A 21,757-nucleotide genomic window follows, 5' to 3' on the forward strand; every position below is an offset into this window, starting at 1 on the left:
GTGGGTGGCGGGGCGGGTCGACGAGGCGTTGCAGAAGTACCGTTCGGAACACGGCATCGGCGGGGTGTGGGAGACCCGGGAGCGTGTCGTCGTCGGCGGCGGGCCGGGTCTACGGCAACGGGATCGGCGGAGTCTTGCTCGGGCCCGGGCTCTTCGACGGGTCCGGGCTCTTGCTGGGGTCCGGACTCTTCGACGGGCTCTTGCTCGGGTCCGGGCTCTTCGACGGATCCGGGCTCTTGCTGGTGTCCGGGCTCTTCGACGCGCCCGGGCTGGAGGAGCTCGCCGAGGTCGACGGGGAGACGCTGCGGGTCGGGGCCTGCGTGGGGCCCATGTCCGCCTCGGAGAGGTCGAACTCGGCGGTGTTTACGCCCTGCATGACGGCCAGGGTGTACGCGTGCCAGATCTGCGCCGGGAAGCTGGAGCCGCCCGCACGGCCCTTGCCTGCGGTACCGGTCAGGGTGACCTGCTTGTGGCTGGCCGGATCCTCTCCGAACATCGCGACGACGGTGACCAGTTCCGGGGTGTACCCGGTGAACCAGGCCGCCACGTTGGACTCGGTGGTGCCGGTCTTGCCCGCCGCTTGGTAGGCATCGCTCTTCACGGCGTTGCCCGAGCCGTCCTCGACCACGCCGGTGAGCACCTTGGTGACAGTATCGGCGGTCTTCCGGCTGATGACCTGGCTGCCGATCGAGCTGCCGGGCTTGTACTCGGCGTCCTTGTGCTCCGCGTTCTTGACGATCGTCGGCGTTACCTTCTTGCCGTGGTTGTCGAAGGTGGCGTAGACGCCCGCCATCTCCACCGTGTTGGCGCTCATGGTGCCGAGGGACATGGCAGGCTTGTCCTCGGGCCAGCCGTCGCGGTCCTTCATCCCGAGGGCGATGGCCTGCTTCTTCACTCTGGCCGGCTTGGCATCGACGATCATCTGGGCGTAGACGGAGTTCACGGAGGAATTGGTGGCCGCCTGGACGGTGAGCATCGGGTCGCCGTAGCTGTGATCGTCCTGGTTCTGCGGGGCGAACGGAACCGAGCTGCCCACGACGGGGCGCCTGCTGGTGCCGTCGTAGAGCGTGTTCGGGGTGATCTTACGGCCGTCCTGGGTGGTTGAGCCGGTCTCCAGGGCGGTGGCCAGCACGATCGGCTTGAAGGTCGAGCCCGGCTGGAAGTCCTTGCGCAGCGCGTTGCTCTCGTACTTGTCGTTCAAGCCGGTGCCGCCGTACATCGCCACGATCGCGCCGGTCTTGGGGTCCACTGAGGTGGCGCCGGCCTGGACGCTCTGGTCCTGGGGCCTTTCCTGGACGTTCTTGCGGTCGAGCTGGGACTCCAGCTTGTCCTGGACCGCCTTCTCCAGGGCGACCTGCTTCTTCTTGTCGATGTTGAGCGTGAACGTCCAGCCGCCGGCCGCGATCTGGTCGTCCTTGATGCCGTGCGCGTTCAGTTCGGCATTGGCGGCCTCGATCAGGTAGCCCTTCTGCCCGTCCATGCCCGGGGCGGGCTTGGGCTTGATGGGCTCCTGGAACTGGATCGTTTTGCGCTTGGCGGGGTCCAGCTTGCCCATCTCGACCATGTTGTCGAGAACGGCATTGAAGCGGACCATCACCAGGTGCTTGCCGTTGGGGCCCGCGGTCGCCCAGTCGTACTGGCTCGGGGCCTGGATGACAGCGGCGAGGTAGGCGCCCTGCGCAAGCGTCAGCTTGTCGGCATCCACGCCGTAGAAGGCCTGGGCCGCGGCCTGTATGCCGTAGGCGTTGCGGCCGTAGAAGTTGGTGTTCAGATAACCGGCGAGGATCTCCGGCTTCTCCATGCGCTGGTCGACCTTGATGGCGATCACCAGCTCCCGGAGCTTGCGGGTCGCCGACTGGTCCTGGGTCAGGTAGTAGTTCTTGACGTACTGCTGGGTGATGGTGGAACCACCGGCCGTGCCCTTGCCGCGGATCGTGTTGAAGAGGCCGCGGGCCACGCCCATGACATCGACACCGCGGTCCTCGTAGAAGGACTTGTTCTCGATCGCGATGAATGCGGTCTGGACCTCCTCGGGGATCTTGTCGATCGCCACGATCTCGCGATTCTTCTTGCCCGTGCGGGCCATGATCGAACCGTCGGCGTACTCGTAGGTGTTGCTCTGGAGTACCGCGTCGTCACGGGGGTCCGGCGGGTCCACCAGGAAGTACAGGACGACCGCGCCGCCCATCATGAGCAGGATCAACCCGAAGAAGGCGCCGAGAATCTTCTTCCATGTGAAGAAGCGACGTATGCCGGTCCGCTTGCCGGTCTGCCCCTTCCCGGTGGCGCTCCCGCGCGGCGCACGCCGCGCACTGCGCTGCTGCGCCTTTCGCGCTTCTGCTCGGCCCATCGCTCCCGCTCCGCTCGGTTTCCCCCCCGACGTCAGCTCAGAAAGCTAACACCGCAGGTTGTGACAAAGGTTGGCCAACCAAGGCCAATACCGGTCAATTCGGACGTGAGAATCAGCACCCACATCAAGGGAACCGACGCGCGGCAAGCCCGTAGGGTTGCGGTGGCCTCAAAAAGTGATATCAGTTTGCTAGGCGGCCCGACCGGCCGCGACCAACCGAATCGGGGCAGACGATGACGAAGCCGGCAGCAATAGCCACAGACGTACGGGAGTTCACGGCGACCAGCGTGGGCGGCGGACTGGCCCTGCTGCTGGGGCTGTTGGGGGTGCTGGCCGGTGCGGGACTGATCGCCTTCGGCGCAGCCGCGAACGGCGGCGCGGCCCATGCGGCCCTGATCGTGCCCGGTATCCTGCTGATCCTCGCCTCGGTCGTCGCGATGAGCGGGCTGAACACGGTGGCTCCGGGCGAGGCTCGCGTCGTCCAGCTGTTCGGCCGGTACCGGGGGACGATCCGTACGGACGGCCTCCGCTGGGTCAACCCGCTGACTTCGCGGCAGAGCATCTCCACCCGGGTCCGCAACCACGAGACGGCCGTCCTGAAGGTGAACGACGCGTACGGCAACCCGATCGAGCTGGCGGCCGTCGTGGTGTGGCGGGTGGAGGACACCGCGCGGGCCACGTTCGAGGTGGAGGACTTCACCGAGTTCGTGGAGACGCAGACCGAGGCGGCGGTCCGGCACATCGCGATCGAGTACCCGTACGACTCGCACGAGGAGGGCGGGCTGTCGCTGCGCGGCAACGCCGAGGAGATCACGGAGAAGCTCGCGCTCGAACTGCACGCGCGGGTGGAGGCCGCCGGCGTCCACATCATCGAATCCCGGTTCACGCATCTCGCGTACGCTCCGGAGATCGCCTCCGCGATGCTCCAGCGCCAGCAGGCGGGGGCGGTCGTGGCGGCCCGAAAGCAGATCGTCGAAGGCGCAGTCGGCATGGTCGAACTGGCCCTGACCCGCCTGGCCGAGGAGGACATCGTGGACCTGGACCCGGAGCGCAAGGCCGCCATGGTCTCGAACCTGATGGTCGTCCTCTGCGGCGACCGGGCCGCCCAGCCGGTCGTCAACACGGGCACGCTCTACCAGTGAGCCCCGCCGTCGAGCCGCAGGACCCGCAACCGGGCCAGGGCCGGGAGCGGGCCGCGCGGGCGGGGCGCCAGGCCCGCAAGCAGGTGCTGCTGCGGCTCGACCCGCAGGTGTACGACGCCCTCGCGCGCTGGGCGGGCGAGGAACTGCGCAGCGCCAACGCGCAGATCGAGTTCCTGCTGCGGCGGGCCCTGTCCGAGGCGGGCCGCCTGCCGGGCGGCGCCGCCCCGATCCCACCACGTGGGCGCCCTCCAAAACCGTCCGGCTAACCGGAAATCCCCTCGAAAGCAAAACAATTATCAACGAGTCGCGAAGCCTCCGATGGCGGGACGCCCTCAACCAGCCATAAAGCGCAATACCAGCCAAACAAGTTGACACTCAGCTACATGGGGGCCACAGTTGATGACTATCGTAAATAAATACGAAAGTCATCACGGGGGAATCGCGTTGTCTGTCTCAAAAACGCTGGCTGGATTCATTGCCATCGCCACCACGACTACGGCCGCCATAGGGCTGGCCGCCCCGCAGGCTGTCGCAGCGGGGTCCACGATCTGTGGACCTGGGTACACCATGACGTACTCCGCACGACTTCCTGATGCGGCTAGCCGTTATGGAACCGTCTTCACGTACCAGAAGACCGATTCCGAGGGGCATGTGGACACCTGCGCCATCTTCGACAATAACCGCGACGGCGCAATGTACATGAAACTGAAGCTCTGCCCCGATCAGACTTCACGCCCTTGCTCCATAGATGAGGGTAAATTCACACAGTATGCAGGTCCCGTGCGCGTCATAAATGCAGGCGTCTGCCCTACACTTACGGCGATCATGAAGTTCGACTCAGGCGCGACGGCAATCGACCGGGTTTTCATGGTCCCTCCCTGCGACTGATCGTGCTCCGTGAATATGCCGGGCGCTTGGGGTGATCAAAGGTTCACCGCCTCCCCGGCTGCTCACACTGCAGGTATCACCCGGCGCAGCCCGGGACCGATTCTTCGGCGGCGACGACCCGGGCTTTTACCTGAGTCGCCGCCGGAATTTTCCAGAGGCCGAACGATGACGATCGGCGCATGCGCAAGAAACCTCGTCATCGGCTTCCAAGCTTCATTCCGCTCGGGATCTGACCAATCCCGCCTTCCTGTTAAGCCGCTCAAATCGCCAGACCCGAACGCGTCGGCACCCAATCGAAATCCGGGACGCCCTGTTGGGGATAACCGGCTGTGGCCGGAACAGGGCTGATCTGTCGCCGTCGGCGCAAGAGGCCCTGCGGCTGCGGGCGGCGGCCGCGTTGGTGGCGGGGCGGGACCGTGAGGACCTGGCGGCGGTCTTCGGGGTCGCTGAAGGCGGTCGACACGTGGTGGCCAAAGTGGCAGGCCGGCGGGCAGGAAGCGCTGGTCATGCGGCCTCGCGGCAAACCGGTCGGGGTGCATCAGCTGCTCGGGGAAGCGGAGCGGCCGCTGTGCGGCAGGCGGTCCTCGATCACCGGCCCTGCGACGTGGGGCTGAGCGGGCAGTTGTGGACGCGGCGGCTGGTGGGCGAGCTGATCGCGAGGCTGTACTGGCTGCGGCTGACCGAACCGGGGGTGGGCAAGTACCTGAAGCGGTGGGGGCTGTCCTTCCCAGCGTCCGGACAAGCGGGCCGTGGAGCAGGACCCGGAGGCTGTGCGCCGCCGACACGAGACCTGGCCGGCGATCTGGGCGAAGGCGAAGAAGGACGGCAGCGAGGTCCTGTTCGCCGACCAGGTCGGCATCCGCTCCGACCAGGTCAACGGCCGCACTGAGGAGAGAAGGGGAAGACTCCCGTCGTGCGGCGGACTGGCAATCGGTTCTCGGTGGACGCGATGTCGGCGATCAGTACCACGGGCCGGATGTACTTCACGGTCAACTTCGCCGAGAGCTTCACCGCCGAGGTGATGTGCCGCTTCCTGGACCGGCTCGCCGGCCACTTCGACCGCAAGGTCCATCTCGTGGTCGACGGGCACTCCGACCACCGCTCCAAGAAGTCCGCGACTGGCTCGCTGCCCACCCCGACGACGTCGAGCTGCACTTCCTGCCCCGGTACTCGCCCGAGCTGAACCCTGACGAGCTGGTCAAACTGACCTCAAGCACAGCCTGCCCAAGCAGCACCGGGCCCGTAACCAGGCCGAACTCGCCGCCGAGACCCGTCGCTTCTTCCGCAGACGCCAGCGTCAGCCGCACATCGTCCGCGGCTGCTTCGGCGACCGCATGTCCGCTACGTCCTGGACGAGAACCCCATGAGTTTCTGATCAATAGCTGTTCATGAAGTGACGAGATCCGCTTCACACATCGCGCTCCCTTCCTCGGAACGTAGCCGCCCAGTTGCGTGAGCTGACGCGCCGCAGCGCCCGCGAAGGTACGAGATCGCCGGCCCTGTCCGGTGCCACCGCAGGCTCCTTCGCAGGCGTGCCGAGCGGACCGCCGACGATCCCATCACCGGCGGGGTTCACCACCTACCGCGACGACCTGACCAGCGCCGCCACCGCTCCGGAGCGGGCGCACCCACCGGAGACAGCCGGAGCCGTCGTCCGCGCGCTTCTCCACGCCACCGGCTGACTCCTACCAAGATCCCGCCCGCCGTCGGGTTCTTCCGACCTGGGTGGGCGAGCCGTTCCTGTGCCCCAACAGGGCTCAGGAAACCCTCCAAGGAAAACTAGGGAAACTCTCTCTTGAGATTCAGAACACGAACACGCTCATTCCTGGTCGCCGTTGTGGCCTGCGCTGCCCTGACCGGCGGACTGCTCCAGGCCACACCCGCCTTCGCCGCGCCGAAACGGAACCCCGGCTCCACCGCACCACCGGCATCTCCTGGCCAGGTCGAGGATCCGGGCAGGAAGCTCGGCAACGATTGGAAGACCAGTCCCGACCGCGCGGTGACCGCCGCCGCCGACGTCGACGGCCTGCGTATCCTCGTCGCCGACAGCAGCGAGGCGTACGCGTGGAAGACCGTAGCCACCCTGGCCGAACCGGCCCTGCCCGCGGACTCGTGGATCGGCAACCAGTGCGTGATGGACCGCGAGCACGCCGCCGTCGTCTACGCGCCCCGAAGCTTCACGAACAAGCCGGACCTGATGCAGGGCGGTGCGTTCACCGCCATCGTCAACCTGGCGACGGGGCAGGTGACGAAGCTGCCGTTTACCGCGTCGCTGGCCTACTTCGACCCGTCCTGCAACACGACGACACACACGGCGGCGTTCACCGCCTTCCGGAACATGAACGACCCCGAGAGCACGCGGACGCGCGTGGTCACCGTGGACACCGCCGGGAAGACCACGAGCACGGCCGCGGCGAAGGGAGAAATCACCAGCGCGGTCCCGGTGAAGGACGGCACGGTCGCCGCACTCGGCAACCACCTGGTCCACCTCGACGGCTCCGGCACGGTGAAGAACCTCGCCGACGCGGACAGCGTCCCGTTCGACATCCGGCCCGCCGCCGACGGGAAAATCGCCTTCGTCGACCGCAAGGACGAATCCACGGTGAACGCCAAACTGTTCACTGGTCACGGCAAGCCGGGCGCCATCGCCTCGGGCAAGCTCGGCGACCTCGACCTCATGCAGGGCGAGGCGGGCAGGGTGTTCCTCACCGGCCACCCCACAAATACCCCCGCCACGGCGGCAACCGGGGTCACCCACGTCAACGCCCCGGCCGACACCGACGTGTCCTCCCACGGTCAGCTGGCCGTCGAGCCGGTCCTGACCGCCGGCATCCGTGCCGGCCTGGACCGCGTCAAGAACGCGGGCAAGGACTTCACCAAGACCGAAGAACCCGCTCCGCAGGCTGCTGCGACCGCCGCCGGTGACGAGCTGGTGACAGTCACCAGCACCGCTACCGTCACCGGGACGAAGCTCACGCAGAGCGTGCAGCAGGAAGCCGCCGACGGCTCGGGGACCAAGGCGTCTCCGTCCCTCGGTGCGGCCGCCGCGACGCAGACCCAGCTGATGCGCAGTGGCGAGGCCACAGCCGCGGTGTCGAACGATCCGACGGACGGCGACCGTTGGTGCTCCGTCTCCCGCAACGACGTCAAGGTACAGGCGTTGCAGCCGACGTCGAATCAGGTCGAATGGGCCGTCGACATGGCCGTGCGCGGCAACCTGCGCTCCAACTACATCCGGCAGGGCGGCTACCGCAACCAGGCCGGCCTGGCAGTCGTCGACCCGCAGGGCCTGTTCCCTCCGCCGGCGTTGAACGGCGGGGGCAAGATCCCCGCCAACGTGCTCCTTGGCATCATGGCCCAGGAGTCGAACCTGTGGCAGGCCGAGTCGGGTTCGATCCCCGGCCAGATGGGCAGCCCGCTGGCCGCCGTGGATGGCTACTACGGCCACAAGGCCGACCCCAACGACCCGGCTGCCTACTGGAAGATCAACTGGGACAAGTCCGACTGCGGCTACGGCGTCGGCCAGGTCACCGACGGCATGCGCCTGGCGGGGCACGAGAAGGTGGACAAGGACACCGGGGCCAGGGAGACCAGCCTGTCCCCGGCCCTGCAGAAGCTCGTCGCTGTCGACTACGCGTCGAACATCGCCGCCTCCATGAAGATCCTCGCCGACAAGTGGAACGAGGTCCATACGGACGGCCAGAAGGTCACCGTCAACAACGACGACCCGTCCATGGTGGAGAACTGGTTCACCGCCGTATGGAACTATAACCTCGGCTTCAACCCGCCGTCGGAGGCATCAAAGCACGGCGGACACTGGGGCCTTGGCTGGTACAACAACCCCGCCAACCCGCTCTACAAGAAGAGCTGGGGCCACCCGTTCATGAACGCTGACGTGGACGGTGCGGAGGCGAACAAGGACGCGGCGCATCCACAGGACTGGCCGTACGAGGCAAAGGTGATGGGCTGGGCCGCCTGGTCCGTCGACACCGGCTTCTCCTACGCCACCACGGGCCGTCAGGACTGGCCCGGCGAGTCCGGGTTCTCCTCAGCCGGATTCCGGCCCGCCTGGTGGAGCACCATCGCCGACCGCGCCGCCGTCTCGCCCCCGCTCGACACCTTCTGCAACAGCAAGAACAACTGCAGCCCGAACACCCCGCCCAACTGCCCGGACGCCGAGTGCTACGCGCAGTACTGGTGGAACCAGCCCAACACGACATGGAAGGCCAACTGCGCCTCCACCTGCGGCCACGAGGCCATCAAGTACCAAACACTGGTTGCGGAGCCGGGACGAGGCTACCGTCTCAAGACCGGTACCCCGGTCTGTGCCGGCGCGCCGTCCGGATCGAAAGTGGTCGCCTCCGTCCCCGACGGCACCGAAACGTGGGGCGACTGCGGCCAGGTCTCCTCGGCGGGCAGCTTCCAGTTCGCGTTCAACCCCGGCACGGAGGGCCGCTACCAAGCGAAAGCAGACCTGCACCAGGTAGGCGCCGGCTACGGCGGACACTACTGGTACGCCCACACCCGCGACGCAGCTCACTTCGGAGGCCCTGGCGGCTACATGACCATCGACGGTACATGGACCCTCGGCCAGAGCCTCGACTGGGCGCGAGTCCTGGTCCACCTGCCCGACACCGGCGCCCAGACCCGGCAGGCCACCTACACCGTTGAGGGCTCGGACAGCACCAGCAAGCAACGGGTAGTGCTCCAGCGGGCCGGCGGATGGGTAAGCCTCGGCGTGTTCCACTTCACCGGCACTCCGCAGGTCAACCTGTCGAACACGACTGCGGACGGCAGGGCGGACGAGGACATCGCCTGGGGCGCGGTCGCCTTCCAGCCCCTCGCGGGCAAGCCGGCCAACTCCGTCACCGCGATGGGCGACTCCTACTCCTCGGGTGAAGGAGCCACCAGACCGGGCGGCGCGGACCTGTACGCGGAGACCGACCGCTTCGACAAGCTGAACGACAAGGGCATTGACAAGTGCCACCGCTCCAAGCTGGCGTGGTCGAGGCAGGCAAAGCTTCCGGGCTACTCCGACTCGATCGGAGCCATGGCCGACGGCCTTGACTCGCAAATGGACTATCACTTCATAGCGTGTTCCGGAGCACGCACCTACGACATCCTCGCCAAGGGCAAGTCCAGCGAGGTGGCACAGATCGAAGCCGGATACCTGGACCAGAACACCAGCCTGGTGACACTCAGCATCGGCGGCAACGACGCCCGCTTCAGCGACATCATCGGGAAGTGCGTCGACATCCCGATCCCGTCTCTCACCACGTGCCCGTATGCGGAGCTGGACAATGTTGATCCCGATACCGGTGGCAAGACAGGCGGTACGACGGGTGCCCTGAAGGACTGGGCGCCGAAGTGGCTGCACGACTCGGTGCGGACGCAGATCGCCAAGACACTGAACGCCATTCACGCCAGGGCGCCGTACGCGAAGGTCGTCCTCATGGGCTACCCGCGGTTGGTGGAGAAGAACCACGGCTGTCTTCCCGGTGCCTATGAGGACGGCGAAAACGACTGGGTACGCACTCTGGCCGACACTCTCGCCACCGAGATGAAGGGAGCCACTCAGGATTCCGGATCGTGGGCGGTTTTCTCCGACCCGCGGAACAACTTCGACGGCAAGGCCATTTGCGGTAGTCCTGAGAGCATTCACGGCATCGTGATGACCGGGCGGGAGCAGGCGGACAACGACGCTCCGCAGCCGTCCATGCAGTCCTTCCATCCGAAGCCTGCAGGGGCTCGTCTCTACGCGGACGCCCTGGAACAGACGCTTCAGGGAAAGTGACAGACAACTGGTTCGGGGCCTGAGTCAATGTACTCAGGCCCCGGCCATCGATTAGGGAAGAGTGTAGGCATGAACACACCACATGCAGAGCCACGGCCGGTCATACCGAGAGCGTTCGGAGTGGCTGTCTCCGGTGCGGTTCTGGCCTACGGTGCTGTGCACTTCTTCTCCTGGGTCAAGCATCACAACGACCAGGCATGCGAGAAGACAGACGGCCTCTGTTGGACCTGGTGGGACTGGGCAGCCATCCCCCTCACCCTTACGACTGCCCTGATCATCCTGATGATCGTCTACAAGCAGCTGGACATCGAGCCTCGGCTCGCAGTCGTCCTGCCGACGATCCTGCTGGCGCCGTTCCCTCTCCTCGCCGCACAGACGACCGTCGGCTGGTGGGCTGCCACCATCACAGGTGGAGCGTGGTCATGCCTTCTCGCGCTGGCCGCGTGGGGCCGCTACCGGATCCTGGGGCTCTCAGCCTCGGCTGCGCTTCTCCTCGCCTCGCTCGTCGTGCTGTACCGCTGACCACCTGAGGGGTTGCGGGGAATCAAGGTGTTGCTTCCCCGCAACCCCTTACCGGTTCCCGGTTCTCCGTCCACTTCCGGTCGGTTCGGGCCGCCTCGACCTCAAACGGGCAGTGCTCAACGCTGCACCTGCTCGCCCTGGCCATGGCCCTCCGGTCGACGCGGACCGCCACCCAGTACGCGTCGATCCGGACCAGCCTGTTCGTCGGCGCCACCCTGGTGCTGGTGCTGATCGGCGCCAGCCTGCTGGTCTCCCAACTGGAGCAGTTGCGCGAGCGCAGGAAACTGCTGTCCGCCCTGGTCGCATCGCCATCGGTCTCTCGCTCGGCGCGGTGCTGATGGGGATGAGCAACGTCCTCGGTCGCGATAATGTCGGGCATCGGCGCCGGGGTGGCCCTGGCCGTCACCCTGCTCAGCCTGCCGGCGCTGCTGCGCTCGATGCGCCCGGACGGTCTGCGTACGGAGTGACTCCGTACGCCGGAAGGCCGTTGCGTACGCTCGCTCCCGACCCGGCCGGCCTACTCGGCGGGCCACACCGGGAGCGGGCGCACGGCTTCGCGCAGTGCGCCCGCGATGGCCCGGAACTCCTGCTGGCGGGCCGTCCCCGTCCGCATGGCGAGGGCGATGCGGCGCGAGGGCGCGGGCTCGGCGAAGTACCCGGTGGACAGGTACTCGTTGCGGGCGGTCTCCAGCCGCAGCGCGGTGCGCGGCAACAGCGTGACTCCCAGCCCACCGGCGACCAGTTGTACGAGGGTGGACAGCCCGGCGGCGGTCGTGGTGACGTCCGCCCCGTCGGTCCGGCCCGCCTCGCGGCAGATGTCCAGGGCCTGGTCGCGCAGGCAGTGCCCCTCGTCGAGCAACAGCAGCTGCAGTCCCCGCAGTTCCTCGCGCGGGATGTCCCTGCGTCCGGCGAGCGGGTGCTCCCGGGGCGCGAGGAGGACGAAGTCCTCGTCGAACACGGGCAGTTCGGTGACTCCGGGGACGCCGAGCGGGACCGCGAGCAGCAGCAGGTCGAGCCGTCCGCCGGCCAGCCCCTCCAGCAGCGAGGAGGTCTGCTCCTCGTGCACCTGGAGGTCCATCCGGGGGTAGCGGCGGTGGAACAGCCCGAGCACGGTCGGCAGCAGGTAGGGGGCCACCGTGGGGATCACTCCGAGGCGCAGGATCCCGGTGAAGGGCGCCCGTACCGCCTCGGCCTCCTCCAGCAGTCCGCCCATGGCGTCGAGGACCGCCCGGGCCCGGGCGGCGATCCGCTCGCCCGCCGGGGAGAGCAGCACTTTGCGGGTGGTGCGCTCCAGCAGCTGGACGCCGAGGGCCTCCTCCAGCGCGGAAACGGCGCCGGAGAGCGCCGGCTGGCTCATTCCGATGGCCGCGGCGGCGTCCCGGAAGTGCAGGTGTTCGGCGACGGCGGCGAATGCGCGCAGCTGCGCGAGCGTCGCCTGCTTCGCTCCCCTATTACCGACAGCCACTGATAGGCACCTCCGATCACTCATCACAAGACTAGCTATTTCCGCAATCAATGCAGCTGTGTCAGCATGTGAGATCCGTCCAACCCTCTCGGAAAACCCCCAAAAGGGCTCTTTTCCATTCCGCAAGGAGAGCACGTGCTCACTGTCGGTGACAAGTTCCCCACCTACGATCTGACCGCTTGTGTCTCGCTTGAGGCCGGCAGCGAGTTCGCCCAGATCGACCACAAGACTTACGAGGGCAAGTGGCGCGTGGTGTTCTTCTGGCCGAAGGACTTCACCTTCGTCTGCCCGACCGAGATCGCCGCCTTCGGCAAGCTGAACGAGGAGTTCGCCGACCGCGATGCCCAGATCCTCGGCGTCTCCGGCGACTCCGAGTTCGTCCACCACGCCTGGCGCAAGGACCACGCCGACCTGCGTGACCTGCCCTTCCCGATGCTGGCCGACTCCAAGCACGAGCTCATGCAGGCCTGTGGCGTGCAGGGCGAGGACGGCTTCGCGCAGCGCGCCGTGTTCATCGTCGACCAGAACAACGAGATCCAGTTCACGATGGTGACCGCCGGTTCCGTGGGCCGTAACCCCAAGGAGGTCCTGCGGGTCCTCGACGCCCTGCAGACCGACGAGCTGTGCCCCTGCAACTGGAACAAGGGCGAGGGCACCCTGGACGCCGGCGCCCTGCTGGCCGGTGAGTGACGGATGTCCCTCGACTCCCTCAAGTCCGCCATACCGGACTTCGCCAAGGACCTGAAGCTGAACCTCGGCTCGGTCATCGGCAACCAGGACAAGCTCTCGCAGCAGCAGCTGTGGGGCACGGTCCTGTCCTGCGCGATCGCCGCCCGCTCCCCGCGGGTCCTGCGTGAGCTGGAGCCGGAGGCGAAGGCGGCCCTGTCGCCGGAGGCGTACACCGCCGCCAAGTCCGCCGCCGCGGTCATGGCGATGAACAACGTCTTCTACCGCACCCGCCACCTGCTCTCCGACCCGGAGTACGGCACGCTGCGGGCCGGTCTGCGGATGAACGTCATCGGCAACCCGGGCGTGGAGAAGGTCGACTTCGAGCTGTGGTCGCTCGCCGTCTCCGCGGTCAACGGCTGCGGCCAGTGTCTGGACTCGCACGAGCAGGTCCTGCGCAAGGCCGGCGTCGACCGCGAGACGATCCAGGAGGCCTTCAAGATCGCCTCGGTGATCCAGGCCGTCGCGGTCACCCTCGACGCCGAGGCCGCCCTCGCCGCCGAGTAACACCCGGTACGCGTACCAGGGCCCCCGCAGCCGTTCCCGGCCGCGGGGGCCCTGGCGTTTCACACGTGCAGGGCCGCCATCAGGGCGCGCATGTCCTCGATCATCGCCGACTTGATCGCATCCCCGTCCGGCGCGAAGCCGGGGTCGGGCCCGAACCACTGGACGTCGAGCGTGAACACCGCGCCGCCGTCGAGCACCTGGAGCCGGGGCCCGCCGCCGCCCACCGCCTCGTGGAACTCCGCCCGCGCGCCGAGCCCGGGGACCTGCTCGACCTGACCGGCGGCGCCGTCGAACATGCCCCGGGCGACAGCGGGCGCCTCGCCGAACTCCGTTCCGGGATCGGCCTTCTTGTGCAGCTCGACCAGCGCCATCACCTCGTAGGTGACCTGCCCCTCGTTGTAGTCCCCGCTGTACGTGCAGTACGACCAGTCCAGCGCGGGGCGCTCGCCGTGCCGCGGCAGGCCGTGGCCCACCTTCACCTGGGCCTTGGCGAGCGCGGCCGTGCTCCCTGCCTCGCACAGGTCTTCGGTGTGCCGGTACGCGATGCGCGGCGCACTGTCGAAACGATCCTGCGCTACCAGGACACCCGCCCAGACGGCCGAGGCCAGCACCGCCCCGCCGAACGCCCACCACCAGGGCGTACGCGGCCCCCGTACGCGCCCGCCCGGGGCGTCCGGCCCGTCCGCCGGCCCGGACTGCGGACCGGCGTCCCACTCCCCGTCGAGCTCAGGCTCGCTGATCATGTGCGGACTGCTCCAGCACGGTCGAACCGTGCGGACCCGGGCCCATCGGCGTCGCGCCGTGCAGGAGCTGTTCCCGGGAGTAGGCCCTCAGGTAGACGACCACCGTGTTGGTGACGGCGACCAGCGGGACGGCGACCACCGCTCCGCCGATGCCCGCGATCATGCCGCCCGCGGCCACCGACAGCACCACCGCGAGCGGGTGCACCCGTACCGCCCGGCCCAGGATGAAGGGCTGGAGCACGTGCCCCTCGATCTGCTGCACGGCCAGCACCACGACCAGCACCATCAGCGCGGTCCACGGCCCCTGGGTCACCAGGGCGACGACCACCGCGAGGGCGCCCGAGACCACCGCTCCGACCAGCGGGATGAAGGCGAACAGGAAGATGAAGACGGCCAGCGGCACCGCCATCGGCACCTTGAGGAAGTAGATGCCGAGACCGATGAAGATGGCGTCGATGAGTGCGACGAGCACCGTGCCGCGCACGTACGCCGTCAGCGTGCGCCAGGCGCGCGGGCCGGCGCCCGCGACCCCGGGGCGGGCGGCGGCCGGCACCAGGCCCTGCACCCAGGTCCAGATGCGCTTGCCGTCGTAGAGCAGGAACAGCGTCGAGAACATCGCGAGCAGCATCCCCGTCAGCACCTCGACGAGGACGGTCACGCCCTGGAGGCCGGCGGAGGTGATCTGCTCGGTGTTGGTGCCGATGGTCTCGCTGAGGTTCTTCGCGATGTCGTTGATCTGCTTCTCGGTCACGTGGAACGGACTGTCCAGTGCCCAGAGCTTGAGCTCGTTGATGCCGTCGCGGACCCGGGCGGAGAGGTCGTCGAGGTTCTCCATGACCTGCCAGACCACGAACCAGCCGACCAGGCCGATGACCACGAACCCGAGGATCGCCGTGACGGCGGTGGCGAGCCCGCGCGGCAGGCCGAGGCGGCGCAGCCGGACCACGAAGGGCTGGAGCAGCGCGGTGACGAGCAGGGCGGCGGCGAAGGCGAGGACGACCAGGCGGACTTCGCTGATCACCTTCATCACCACCCAGAGCATCCCGGCGAGCAGCAGGAGCCGCCAGCTGACCTCGGCGGCGACCCGCATTCCCCACGGGACGACGCTCACCGGGTCGGGGCGCCCGCGCGGGTCGGGCGGGTGCGGGTGCTCGGCGGAGGTGCCGGCTGCGGGGGCGGGCGTGGTGGCTGCCGGGGTCCCCGCACCGGCAGCAGCGCCCGCGCCGGCGACCGGGGCCGGGACGGCGCCGATGCTCTCCGCCTCGACCTCGGCACGGCGCTCGTTGAGCCGCGCCTCCATGCGGCTCAGCTTGTGCCCGAGCCGGCCGAGCCAGCCTGCCCTCTTCGTCATGTCTTTCCCTTCCCCCGCCCGTGGACACACCTCGAAAGACCGTACACGCGAGGAGCCCCGCACCGTATGACGGTGCGGGGCTCCTGCAGGTTGAGCGGCGGCTAGTACCAGCCGTTGGCCTGGTGGAAGCTCCAGGCGGCGCACGGGCTGTGGTAGCGCTCGTTCATGTAGTTGAGGCCCCACTGGATCTGGGTGGCCGGGTTGGTGCGCCAGTCGTCGGCGACCGAGGACATCTTCGAGCCGGGGAGCGCCTGGACCAGACCGTACGCGCCCGAGGACGAGTTCACGGCCTTGTAGTTCCAGGTGGACTCCTCGTTGATGATGTTCGAGAAGCACTGGAACTGCCCGGCGGGGACGATCTGCCGGGCGATGTCCTTGACCTGGGCGACCGTGTAGGAGCTCTGGACGGCGAAGTCGGAGGCGTCACGGGCCGCGGAGCGGCTGGCGATCTGCTCCTTCTCCTCGCGGTCCTTCTTCGCCTTCTCGTCGGCAGCCTTCTGCGCCTCGGCCTTCTTGGACTTGGCGTCCTCGGCGGCCTGGATGCGGGCGGCTTCCTCGGCGACGCGCTTGGCGTCGGTGTCGGCGCCCTGGGCGATGGCGTCGGCCTGCTGCGTCAGGGACGCGTCCTGGACCTGCGCCTGCTCGCCGACCGGGATGTCGGCGAGGAGGGTCGCCCCGGAAGCGGTGGTCTCGAGATCGTTCGAGGCGGGGTCGCCTGCGGCAACACCCACGACTGCGCCGACGGTGGTGACTGCGGTGGCCGAAGCCACTGCGAACCCCCGGACCGAGATCCGGCTCACACGGTGTCCTTCCAGCAGCGTCCGCAGTGACCGGGCGGGCGCAATAGTGCCCCTCGACACTGGCCTCCGTGGTACTGCGATCACTGGAGGCTCGGGCCCGTGGGCAACTCCCTTGCGGGGGCTGCCGCGTGGTGCGCGGGCGGCATACGGCGAACGGCTGTGGAGTTGTGGTGCTGCGGTTGTACCTCACGGGAGATACAGATGTGCCGTATGCGGGGCCTGACGGAAAACAGACTCTGCCGGACCCCGACACCGCAAGGCAATTCTCCGCTACGTGGGAAAGGTCACACCTCGCATGTTGCCGTTGGTTTCGACAAAGACCTGTGCAGCACGACGCCGCCCGGCTAGGCTTTCGGACCTTTGCCGGGCGGCGCCAACTCACCTTGCCGCTATGGGGGTTTTACCCCCTTCGCCGCTACAGGGACTCAAGCATCTCGGTGACCAGTGCCGCGATCGGGGAGCGCTCGGAGCGGGTGAGCGTGACGTGGGCGAAGAGCGGATGCCCCTTCAGCTTCTCGACGACGGCGACCACTCCGTCGTACCGCCCGACCCGCAGATTGTCCCGCTGGGCGACATCGTGGGTCAGAACAACCCGCGAATTGGCTCCAATCCGGGACAGAACGGTCAGAAGGACGTTGCGCTCCAGCGACTGCGCCTCGTCCACGATCACGAAGGCGTCGTGCAGCGAGCGTCCGCGGATGTGCGTGAGCGGCAGGACCTCCAGCATCCCCCGGTTCAGCACCTCCTCGATGACCTCGCGCCCGGCCACCGCAGAGAGGGTGTCGAAGACCGCCTGCGCCCAGGGGCTCATCTTCTCGGACGCGTCCCCGGGCAGGTAGCCGAGGTCCTGGCCGCCCACCGCGTACAGCGGCCGGAAGACCATCACCTTCTGATGCTGCCTCCGCTCCAGCACCGCCTCCAGGCCCGCGCACAGCGCCAGCGCCGACTTTCCGGTGCCGGCCCGGCCGCCCATGGAGATGATCCCGATCTCCGGGTCGAGCAGCAGGTCCAGGGCGATGCGCTGCTCGGCGCTGCGGCCGTGCAGCCCGAAGGCCTCGCGGTCGCCCCGTACGAGCCTCACGTTGCCGTCCGGGGTGACCCGGCCCAGGGCCTTGCCGCGCTCGGACTGGAGGACCAGCCCGGTGTGCACGGGCAGTTCGGCCGCCTCCGGTACGTACAGCCGCTCCTCGGAGTAGAGCAGGTCGACCTGTTCCCCGGACAGCGCGAGATCGCTCATGCCGGTCCAGCCGGCATCGGTGATCGCGAGCTCCGCCCGGTACTCCTCGGCGAGCAGCCCCACGGAGGAGGCCTTGATGCGCAGCGGGAGATCCTTCGAGACGACCGTGACGTCATAGCCCTCGGCCTGGAGATTGCGCGCGACCGCGAGGATCCGCGAGTCGTTGTCCCCCAGTCGGAAGCCGGCCGGCAGGACACCGGGGTCGGAGTGGTTGAGCTCGACGCGCAGGGTGCCGCCCAGATCGCCCAGCGGGATGGGAGCGTCGAGGCGACCGTAGCGAACCCGGAAGTCGTCGAGCAGGCGCAGGGCCTGACGGGCGAAGTAGCCGAGTTCGGGATGGTGCCTCTTTGCCTCCAGCTCGGTGATCACCACGATCGGGAGCACGACCTCGTGCTCGTCGAAGCGGGAGATCGCGTTGGGGTCTGCCAGCAGGACGCTGGTGTCGAGGACGTAGGTCCGCCTGTCGGGCAGGCGGCGCTTTGTGCTGGTCACCACGGAAGGACGTACCCCCTCGGAAGAGGTCGGGCCATGAAGACCGGACCGGTCATCGGCTCCCATGCCGGGGCCGATTTCCGGCCCTCCCACTTCGTCCGTGCGAACCGCACGTGCGTCCTGGTGCAAAGGGCCTCCCGGGCGGACGACCCCATGCCGTCCGCTGAGACTCGACACCCGTGGATCGGGCATCGACCTGAAAGGGATATTCCCCGATCAGGCCCGGCCATGCCATGGCATATGACGGACGCTCGGTGAATCCCTGGTGAAGGCCTTGCAGGGAGGACGGGCGGGGCCGGAGGGGCTCCCGGGGTACGGCGACGGCGCGCCGCCGGAGGTCCGGGGCGCGCCGCGCGAGGTGCCGAAAAGTGCCGGTGCCGTCAGGTGCCGTAGCGCCGGTGGCGGGCGGCGTAGTCGCGCAGCGCCCGCAGGAAGTCGACCTTGCGGAAGGCCGGCCAGAACACCTCGCAGAAGTAGTACTCGGAATGCGCGCTCTGCCACAGCATGAATCCGGACAGCCGCTGCTCGCCGCTGGTGCGGATCACCAGGTCCGGGTCGGGCTGGCCGCGTGTGTAGAGGTGCTCGGCGATGTGGTCGATGTCGAGGATCTCGGCGAGCTCCTCGAAGGAGGTGCCCTTCTCGGCGTGTTCCAGCAGCAGCGAGCGGACCGCGTCGGCGATCTCCTGGCGGCCGCCGTAGCCCACGGCGACGTTGACGAGTATCCCGTCGACGTCGTGCGTGGCCTGCTCGGCCTCCTTGAGCACGGACTGGGTCTGTGCGGGCAGGATGTCGAGGTTGCCCACGTGGTGGACGCGCCAGCGGCCGTCCGCGGCGAGGCCCCGGACCGTGTTCTCGATGATGTTGAGCAGCGGGCGGAGCTCGACCTCCGGCCGATCCAGGTTGTCCGTGGACAGCATCCACAGGGTGACGACCTCGACGTCCGTCTCGGTGCACCAGCCCAGCATCTCGGAGATCTTGTCGGCCCCGGCCTGGTGGCCTTGCTCCGTCGTACCTCCGGACGCCTTCGCCCAGCGCCGGTTCCCGTCCAGGATCACGCCGATGTGCTTGGGCGACGCGTCGTGGTCGAGGCGGCCTTCCACCCGGCGTGCGTAGAGCCTGTACACCAGGTCGCGCAGCTTCACGATCTTCCAGCCCCTCCGTGCAATGCCCCCGTGCGAAATCCGGTCCCTCCCCCGAGTCCGCCACATTACTGCGCGGCGGGATCGGGTACCCAACTCGGTCTGTCACAAGTCCGTGATAGGGAGGACAACGTGACTGATAACAATCCCTATCGGGCAGAGCCCTCGCGCTACGACTCCATGCAGTACCGGCGCACCGGCCACAGCGGCCTCAAGCTCCCCGCGATCTCCCTCGGCCTGTGGCACAACTTCGGTGACGACAAGTCCCTCGAATCCCAGCGGGCGATCCTGCGCCGGGCCTTCGACCTCGGCGTCACCCACTTCGACCTGGCGAACAACTACGGCCCGCCCCCCGGCTCGGCCGAGCTCAACTTCGGCAAGATCTTCGCGGAGGACTTCGCGCCGTACCGCGACCAGCTGATCATCTCCACCAAGGCCGGCTACCTCATGCACGAGGGCCCGTACGGCGAGTGGGGCAGCCGCAAGTACCTGATGAGCTCGCTCGACGCCTCGCTGAAGCGGATGGGCGTGGACTACGTCGACATCTTCTACTCGCACCGCTTCGACCCGGAGACCCCGCTGGAGGAGACCATGGGCGCGCTCGCGTCCGCGGTCCGGCAGGGCAAGGCGCTGTACGTGGGCGTGTCCTCGTACACCGCCGAGCAGACGGCCGAGGCGGCGCGGATCCTGCGCGACATGGGCGTCCGCCCCCTCATCCACCAGCCCTCGTACTCGATGATCAACCGCTGGACGGAGGAGGACGGGCTGCTGGACACCTTGGAGGAGGCCGGCATGGGCTGCATCTCCTTCGCGCCGCTCGCGCAGGGTCTGCTGACCGGCAAGTACCTGAAGGGGATCCCGGAGGGCTCCCGGGCCGCGCAGGGCAAGTCCCTCAACCCGGACCTGCTGTCGGACGACGTGATGCGGCGCCTGACCGGGCTGAACGAGATCGCGGCACGGCGCGGGCAGTCGCTGGCGCAGCTGGCGCTGAACTGGGTGCTCCGGGACGAGCGGATGACCTCGGCGCTGATCGGCGCTTCGAGCGTGTCCCAGCTGGAGGAAAACGTGGCGGCTCTGGCCGGCGCGCCGCTCTCGGACCAGGAGCTGAAGGAGATCGACTCCTTCGCCGTGTCCACCCCCGGCGCGAACATCTGGGCCCAGCGGGGCTGACCTGGGGGTTTACCCCTAAGGTGGTGGAAACAAAAAACGGGCCGGTCCGTGGGGGGGATACGGACCGGCCCGAGGGGGGGGTTCCACCATAACCCTTCGTAAAGCGTTATGCGTGCATCGGCGCAAGATGATTACGCTCCGAAACCGCCCAGCAGCACTCCGGTGAGGGCTCCGGCGGCCATGAAGGGGCCGAACGCAAACGCCTTCCGGGCGCCCCCGCGGCCCTGCAGCACAAGGGCCAGCCCGTACAGGGCGCCGTAGAGGAAGCCGAGGAAGGCCCCGGCCGCCCATACCCCCCAGCCGTACCACCCAAGAGGGACCCCGAGCGCGAGCGCCAGCTTGACGTCGCCGAAGCCCATTCCGGCGGGGTTGATCAGGAAGAGCACCAGGTACGCCGTCCCGAGCGCGGCCCCGCCCAGCAGTGCGAGCAGCCAGGACCCGCCGGCGCCGGGTGCGAGGGCGGCCAGGCCGAGGCCGGCGCAGACACCGGCGGCCAGCGGCAGGGTCAGTACGTCGGGCAGCCGGTGCACGGCCAGGTCCACGAGCCCCAGCAGCAGGAGCACCGGTGCCGCCGCGACGAACACCACGGATTCGGGCCGCCCTCCGCCGGCCCCCGCGAGCGCCCCGCACACCGCGACGGCGGCCGCGGCGGTCCACCCCGGGCCGGCCCCGTACCGATGCCGCCGGCCCGCCAGGCCCACCATGCCCGCCCGGCCCGCGGGACCGCCGGGTTCCGGACCCGGCGGGGCCGGCGCCGCGGGACGGCAACGGGACAGGCCCAGCCAGCCGGGGATCGGGTGGCCCTCGGGGCAGCGGTCGCGCCAGGCGGCCCCCGGTTCGACCGCCAGGCGGTACGCGGCCCGCGGCAGCAGCAGCCCCGCGGCCGCCCCGTACACCGCTGCGGCAACGATGATCACGACCAGGCCCATCCGCCGAAGGTAGGCGCAGACGACCGCACTTGCATGGGCCCGGGGGCCCAACCGCCCCTACCCTGGCGGCCATGACCGACACACGGCGGCGCTGGAGGGACGGCGGGGCCCTGCTCCGCCTCGGCCCGGACCTGGCGCCGGTCCCCCTGGAGATCGCGGCCTCCTACCGGGCCCGGACCCGCGGGCTCCTCGGGCGGGACGGCATACCCGGCGCCGCCCTGCTCCTCACTCCGGCCGGGAGCGTGCACACGTTCCGGATGCGGTTCGCGATCGACGTGGCGTACCTCGACCGCCGGCTGCGCGTCATCGCCCTGACCACCATGCCCCCCGGCCGCCTCGGGCTGCCCCGGCTCCGCTCCCGGCACGTCCTGGAGGCCGAGGCGGGGGCCATGGCCGCCTGGGGGCTGCGGGCCGGGTCACAGCTGGACATCGACCTGCCTGAGCGTCTCGACTGCGGCTAGGCCCGGCGCTGCCCCGGCGGTAGGTTGGGGCGGTTGAGCTG

General features: G+C 68.6%; 18 protein-coding genes and 2 pseudogenes. 12 read left to right on the forward strand and 8 right to left on the reverse strand.

Annotated features, from left to right (window positions below; translation table 11 throughout):
• Positions 1 to 109 precede the first annotated feature (109 nt).
• The gene (locus tag ABTY04_RS13020) at positions 110 to 2,350 is read right to left on the reverse strand and encodes a transglycosylase domain-containing protein (protein ID WP_352213429.1); all 2,241 of its coding nucleotides are present in this window, start codon (positions 2,348 to 2,350) and stop codon (positions 110 to 112) included.
• A gap of 233 nt (positions 2,351 to 2,583) precedes the next feature.
• On the opposite strand from ABTY04_RS13020, the gene ABTY04_RS13025 reads away from it, so the two are divergent.
• The 8 genes and pseudogenes from ABTY04_RS13025 to ABTY04_RS13055 form a co-directional block, all read left to right on the forward strand.
• Positions 2,584 to 3,492 carry an SPFH domain-containing protein gene (locus ABTY04_RS13025; RefSeq protein WP_352213430.1) on the forward strand — a complete coding sequence of 303 codons (909 nt, stop codon included), beginning with the start codon at positions 2,584 to 2,586 and terminating at the stop codon, positions 3,490 to 3,492.
• Positions 3,489 to 3,758: a type II toxin-antitoxin system antitoxin gene (locus ABTY04_RS13030; protein ID WP_352213431.1), complete on the forward strand. Its 270-nt coding sequence runs from the start codon at positions 3,489 to 3,491 to the stop codon at positions 3,756 to 3,758. Before ABTY04_RS13025 ends, ABTY04_RS13030 begins: the two co-directional genes overlap by 4 nt.
• A 133-nt stretch (positions 3,759 to 3,891) precedes the next feature.
• Positions 3,892 to 4,380 carry a hypothetical protein gene (locus ABTY04_RS13035; protein ID WP_352213432.1) on the forward strand — a complete coding sequence of 163 codons (489 nt, stop codon included), beginning with the start codon at positions 3,892 to 3,894 and terminating at the stop codon, positions 4,378 to 4,380.
• Between the two features lie 604 nt (positions 4,381 to 4,984).
• Complete coding sequence (locus ABTY04_RS41140; RefSeq protein WP_502996630.1) at positions 4,985 to 5,269, forward strand: helix-turn-helix domain-containing protein; 285 nt, start codon at positions 4,985 to 4,987, stop codon at positions 5,267 to 5,269.
• Positions 5,270 to 5,329: 60 nt separating this feature from the next.
• Positions 5,330 to 5,772, forward strand: a pseudogene (locus tag ABTY04_RS41145) (transposase).
• Positions 5,773 to 6,217: 445 nt separating this feature from the next.
• Entirely contained in the window at positions 6,218 to 10,174 is a 3,957-nt protein-coding gene (locus ABTY04_RS13045) for an SGNH/GDSL hydrolase family protein (protein WP_352213433.1), read from the forward strand.
• A gap of 69 nt (positions 10,175 to 10,243) precedes the next feature.
• Positions 10,244 to 10,696: a hypothetical protein gene (locus ABTY04_RS13050; RefSeq protein WP_352213434.1), complete on the forward strand. Its 453-nt coding sequence runs from the start codon at positions 10,244 to 10,246 to the stop codon at positions 10,694 to 10,696.
• A gap of 155 nt (positions 10,697 to 10,851) precedes the next feature.
• Positions 10,852 to 11,163: pseudogene (locus tag ABTY04_RS13055) on the forward strand (ABC transporter permease); the annotation flags it as partial.
• A 50-nt stretch (positions 11,164 to 11,213) separates the two neighbouring features.
• Here the strand turns inward: ABTY04_RS13055 and ABTY04_RS13060 are convergent.
• Positions 11,214 to 12,161 (reverse strand): hydrogen peroxide-inducible genes activator, encoded by a 948-nt coding sequence (locus tag ABTY04_RS13060; RefSeq protein WP_352213435.1) that lies wholly within the window; start codon positions 12,159 to 12,161, stop codon positions 11,214 to 11,216.
• A 135-nt stretch (positions 12,162 to 12,296) separates the two neighbouring features.
• Between ABTY04_RS13060 and ABTY04_RS13065 the strand changes: the two genes are divergently transcribed.
• Positions 12,297 to 12,851: a peroxiredoxin gene (locus ABTY04_RS13065; RefSeq protein WP_352213436.1), complete on the forward strand. Its 555-nt coding sequence runs from the start codon at positions 12,297 to 12,299 to the stop codon at positions 12,849 to 12,851.
• A 3-nt stretch (positions 12,852 to 12,854) separates the two neighbouring features.
• Positions 12,855 to 13,394 carry an alkyl hydroperoxide reductase gene (locus ABTY04_RS13070; RefSeq protein WP_352213437.1) on the forward strand — a complete coding sequence of 180 codons (540 nt, stop codon included), beginning with the start codon at positions 12,855 to 12,857 and terminating at the stop codon, positions 13,392 to 13,394.
• Positions 13,395 to 13,453: 59 nt separating this feature from the next.
• Here ABTY04_RS13070 and ABTY04_RS13075 read toward each other — a convergent pair whose 3' ends face one another.
• The 5 genes from ABTY04_RS13075 to ABTY04_RS13095 all read right to left on the reverse strand — a co-directional run bounded on the left by ABTY04_RS13075 (position 13,454) and on the right by ABTY04_RS13095 (position 19,159).
• Positions 13,454 to 14,137 (reverse strand): hypothetical protein, encoded by a 684-nt coding sequence (locus tag ABTY04_RS13075; RefSeq protein WP_352213438.1) that lies wholly within the window; start codon positions 14,135 to 14,137, stop codon positions 13,454 to 13,456.
• Positions 14,121 to 15,488 carry an AI-2E family transporter gene (locus ABTY04_RS13080; protein ID WP_352213439.1) on the reverse strand — a complete coding sequence of 456 codons (1,368 nt, stop codon included), beginning with the start codon at positions 15,486 to 15,488 and terminating at the stop codon, positions 14,121 to 14,123. Before ABTY04_RS13080 ends, ABTY04_RS13075 begins: the two co-directional genes overlap by 17 nt.
• A gap of 101 nt (positions 15,489 to 15,589) precedes the next feature.
• Complete coding sequence (locus ABTY04_RS13085; protein WP_502996625.1) at positions 15,590 to 16,288, reverse strand: aggregation-promoting factor C-terminal-like domain-containing protein; 699 nt, start codon at positions 16,286 to 16,288, stop codon at positions 15,590 to 15,592.
• 415 nt (positions 16,289 to 16,703) lie between these two features.
• Positions 16,704 to 18,020: an RNA 5'-3' helicase PhoH2 gene (gene phoH2 / locus ABTY04_RS13090; RefSeq protein WP_352213440.1), complete on the reverse strand. Its 1,317-nt coding sequence runs from the start codon at positions 18,018 to 18,020 to the stop codon at positions 16,704 to 16,706.
• Positions 18,021 to 18,397: 377 nt separating this feature from the next.
• Positions 18,398 to 19,159, reverse strand: a complete 762-nt coding sequence (locus ABTY04_RS13095; RefSeq protein ID WP_053786242.1) for an isoprenyl transferase — start codon at positions 19,157 to 19,159, stop codon at positions 18,398 to 18,400.
• A gap of 129 nt (positions 19,160 to 19,288) precedes the next feature.
• Between ABTY04_RS13095 and mgrA the strand changes: the two genes are divergently transcribed.
• Positions 19,289 to 20,326, forward strand: coding sequence for an L-glyceraldehyde 3-phosphate reductase (mgrA, locus tag ABTY04_RS13100; protein ID WP_352213441.1), 1,038 nt, complete (start codon positions 19,289 to 19,291; stop codon positions 20,324 to 20,326).
• 131 nt (positions 20,327 to 20,457) lie between these two features.
• On the opposite strand, the gene ABTY04_RS13105 is transcribed toward mgrA, so the two are convergent.
• On the reverse strand, positions 20,458 to 21,255 hold the full coding sequence (locus tag ABTY04_RS13105; protein ID WP_352213442.1) for a prepilin peptidase: 798 nt from the start codon (positions 21,253 to 21,255) through the stop codon (positions 20,458 to 20,460).
• A 71-nt stretch (positions 21,256 to 21,326) separates the two neighbouring features.
• On the opposite strand from ABTY04_RS13105, the gene ABTY04_RS13110 reads away from it, so the two are divergent.
• Entirely contained in the window at positions 21,327 to 21,716 is a 390-nt protein-coding gene (locus ABTY04_RS13110) for a DUF192 domain-containing protein (protein WP_352213443.1), read from the forward strand.
• The last annotated feature ends 41 nt before the right edge of the window (positions 21,717 to 21,757 follow it).

It is taken from the genome of Streptomyces sp. NPDC097981, assembly GCF_040302565.1.
Taxonomy (GTDB): domain Bacteria; phylum Actinomycetota; class Actinomycetes; order Streptomycetales; family Streptomycetaceae; genus Streptomyces.

Excerpts from the sequence above, each read along its gene's own strand:
- ABTY04_RS13025 (WP_352213430.1), top strand. The coding sequence starts at position 2,584 with ATGACGAAGCCGGCAGCAATAGCCACAGACGTACGGGAGTTCACGGCG.
- ABTY04_RS13110 (WP_352213443.1), top strand. The coding sequence starts at position 21,327 with ATGACCGACACACGGCGGCGCTGGAGGGACGGCGGGGCCCTGCTCCGC.
- ABTY04_RS13020 (WP_352213429.1), bottom strand. The coding sequence starts at position 2,350 with ATGGGCCGAGCAGAAGCGCGAAAGGCGCAGCAGCGCAGTGCGCGGCGT.
- ABTY04_RS13075 (WP_352213438.1), bottom strand. The coding sequence starts at position 14,137 with ATGATCAGCGAGCCTGAGCTCGACGGGGAGTGGGACGCCGGTCCGCAG.
- ABTY04_RS13050 (WP_352213434.1), top strand. The coding sequence starts at position 10,244 with ATGAACACACCACATGCAGAGCCACGGCCGGTCATACCGAGAGCGTTC.
- ABTY04_RS13070 (WP_352213437.1), top strand. The coding sequence starts at position 12,855 with ATGTCCCTCGACTCCCTCAAGTCCGCCATACCGGACTTCGCCAAGGAC.
- ABTY04_RS13080 (WP_352213439.1), bottom strand. The coding sequence starts at position 15,488 with ATGACGAAGAGGGCAGGCTGGCTCGGCCGGCTCGGGCACAAGCTGAGC.
- ABTY04_RS13105 (WP_352213442.1), bottom strand. The coding sequence starts at position 21,255 with ATGGGCCTGGTCGTGATCATCGTTGCCGCAGCGGTGTACGGGGCGGCC.
- ABTY04_RS13035 (WP_352213432.1), top strand. The coding sequence starts at position 3,892 with ATGACTATCGTAAATAAATACGAAAGTCATCACGGGGGAATCGCGTTG.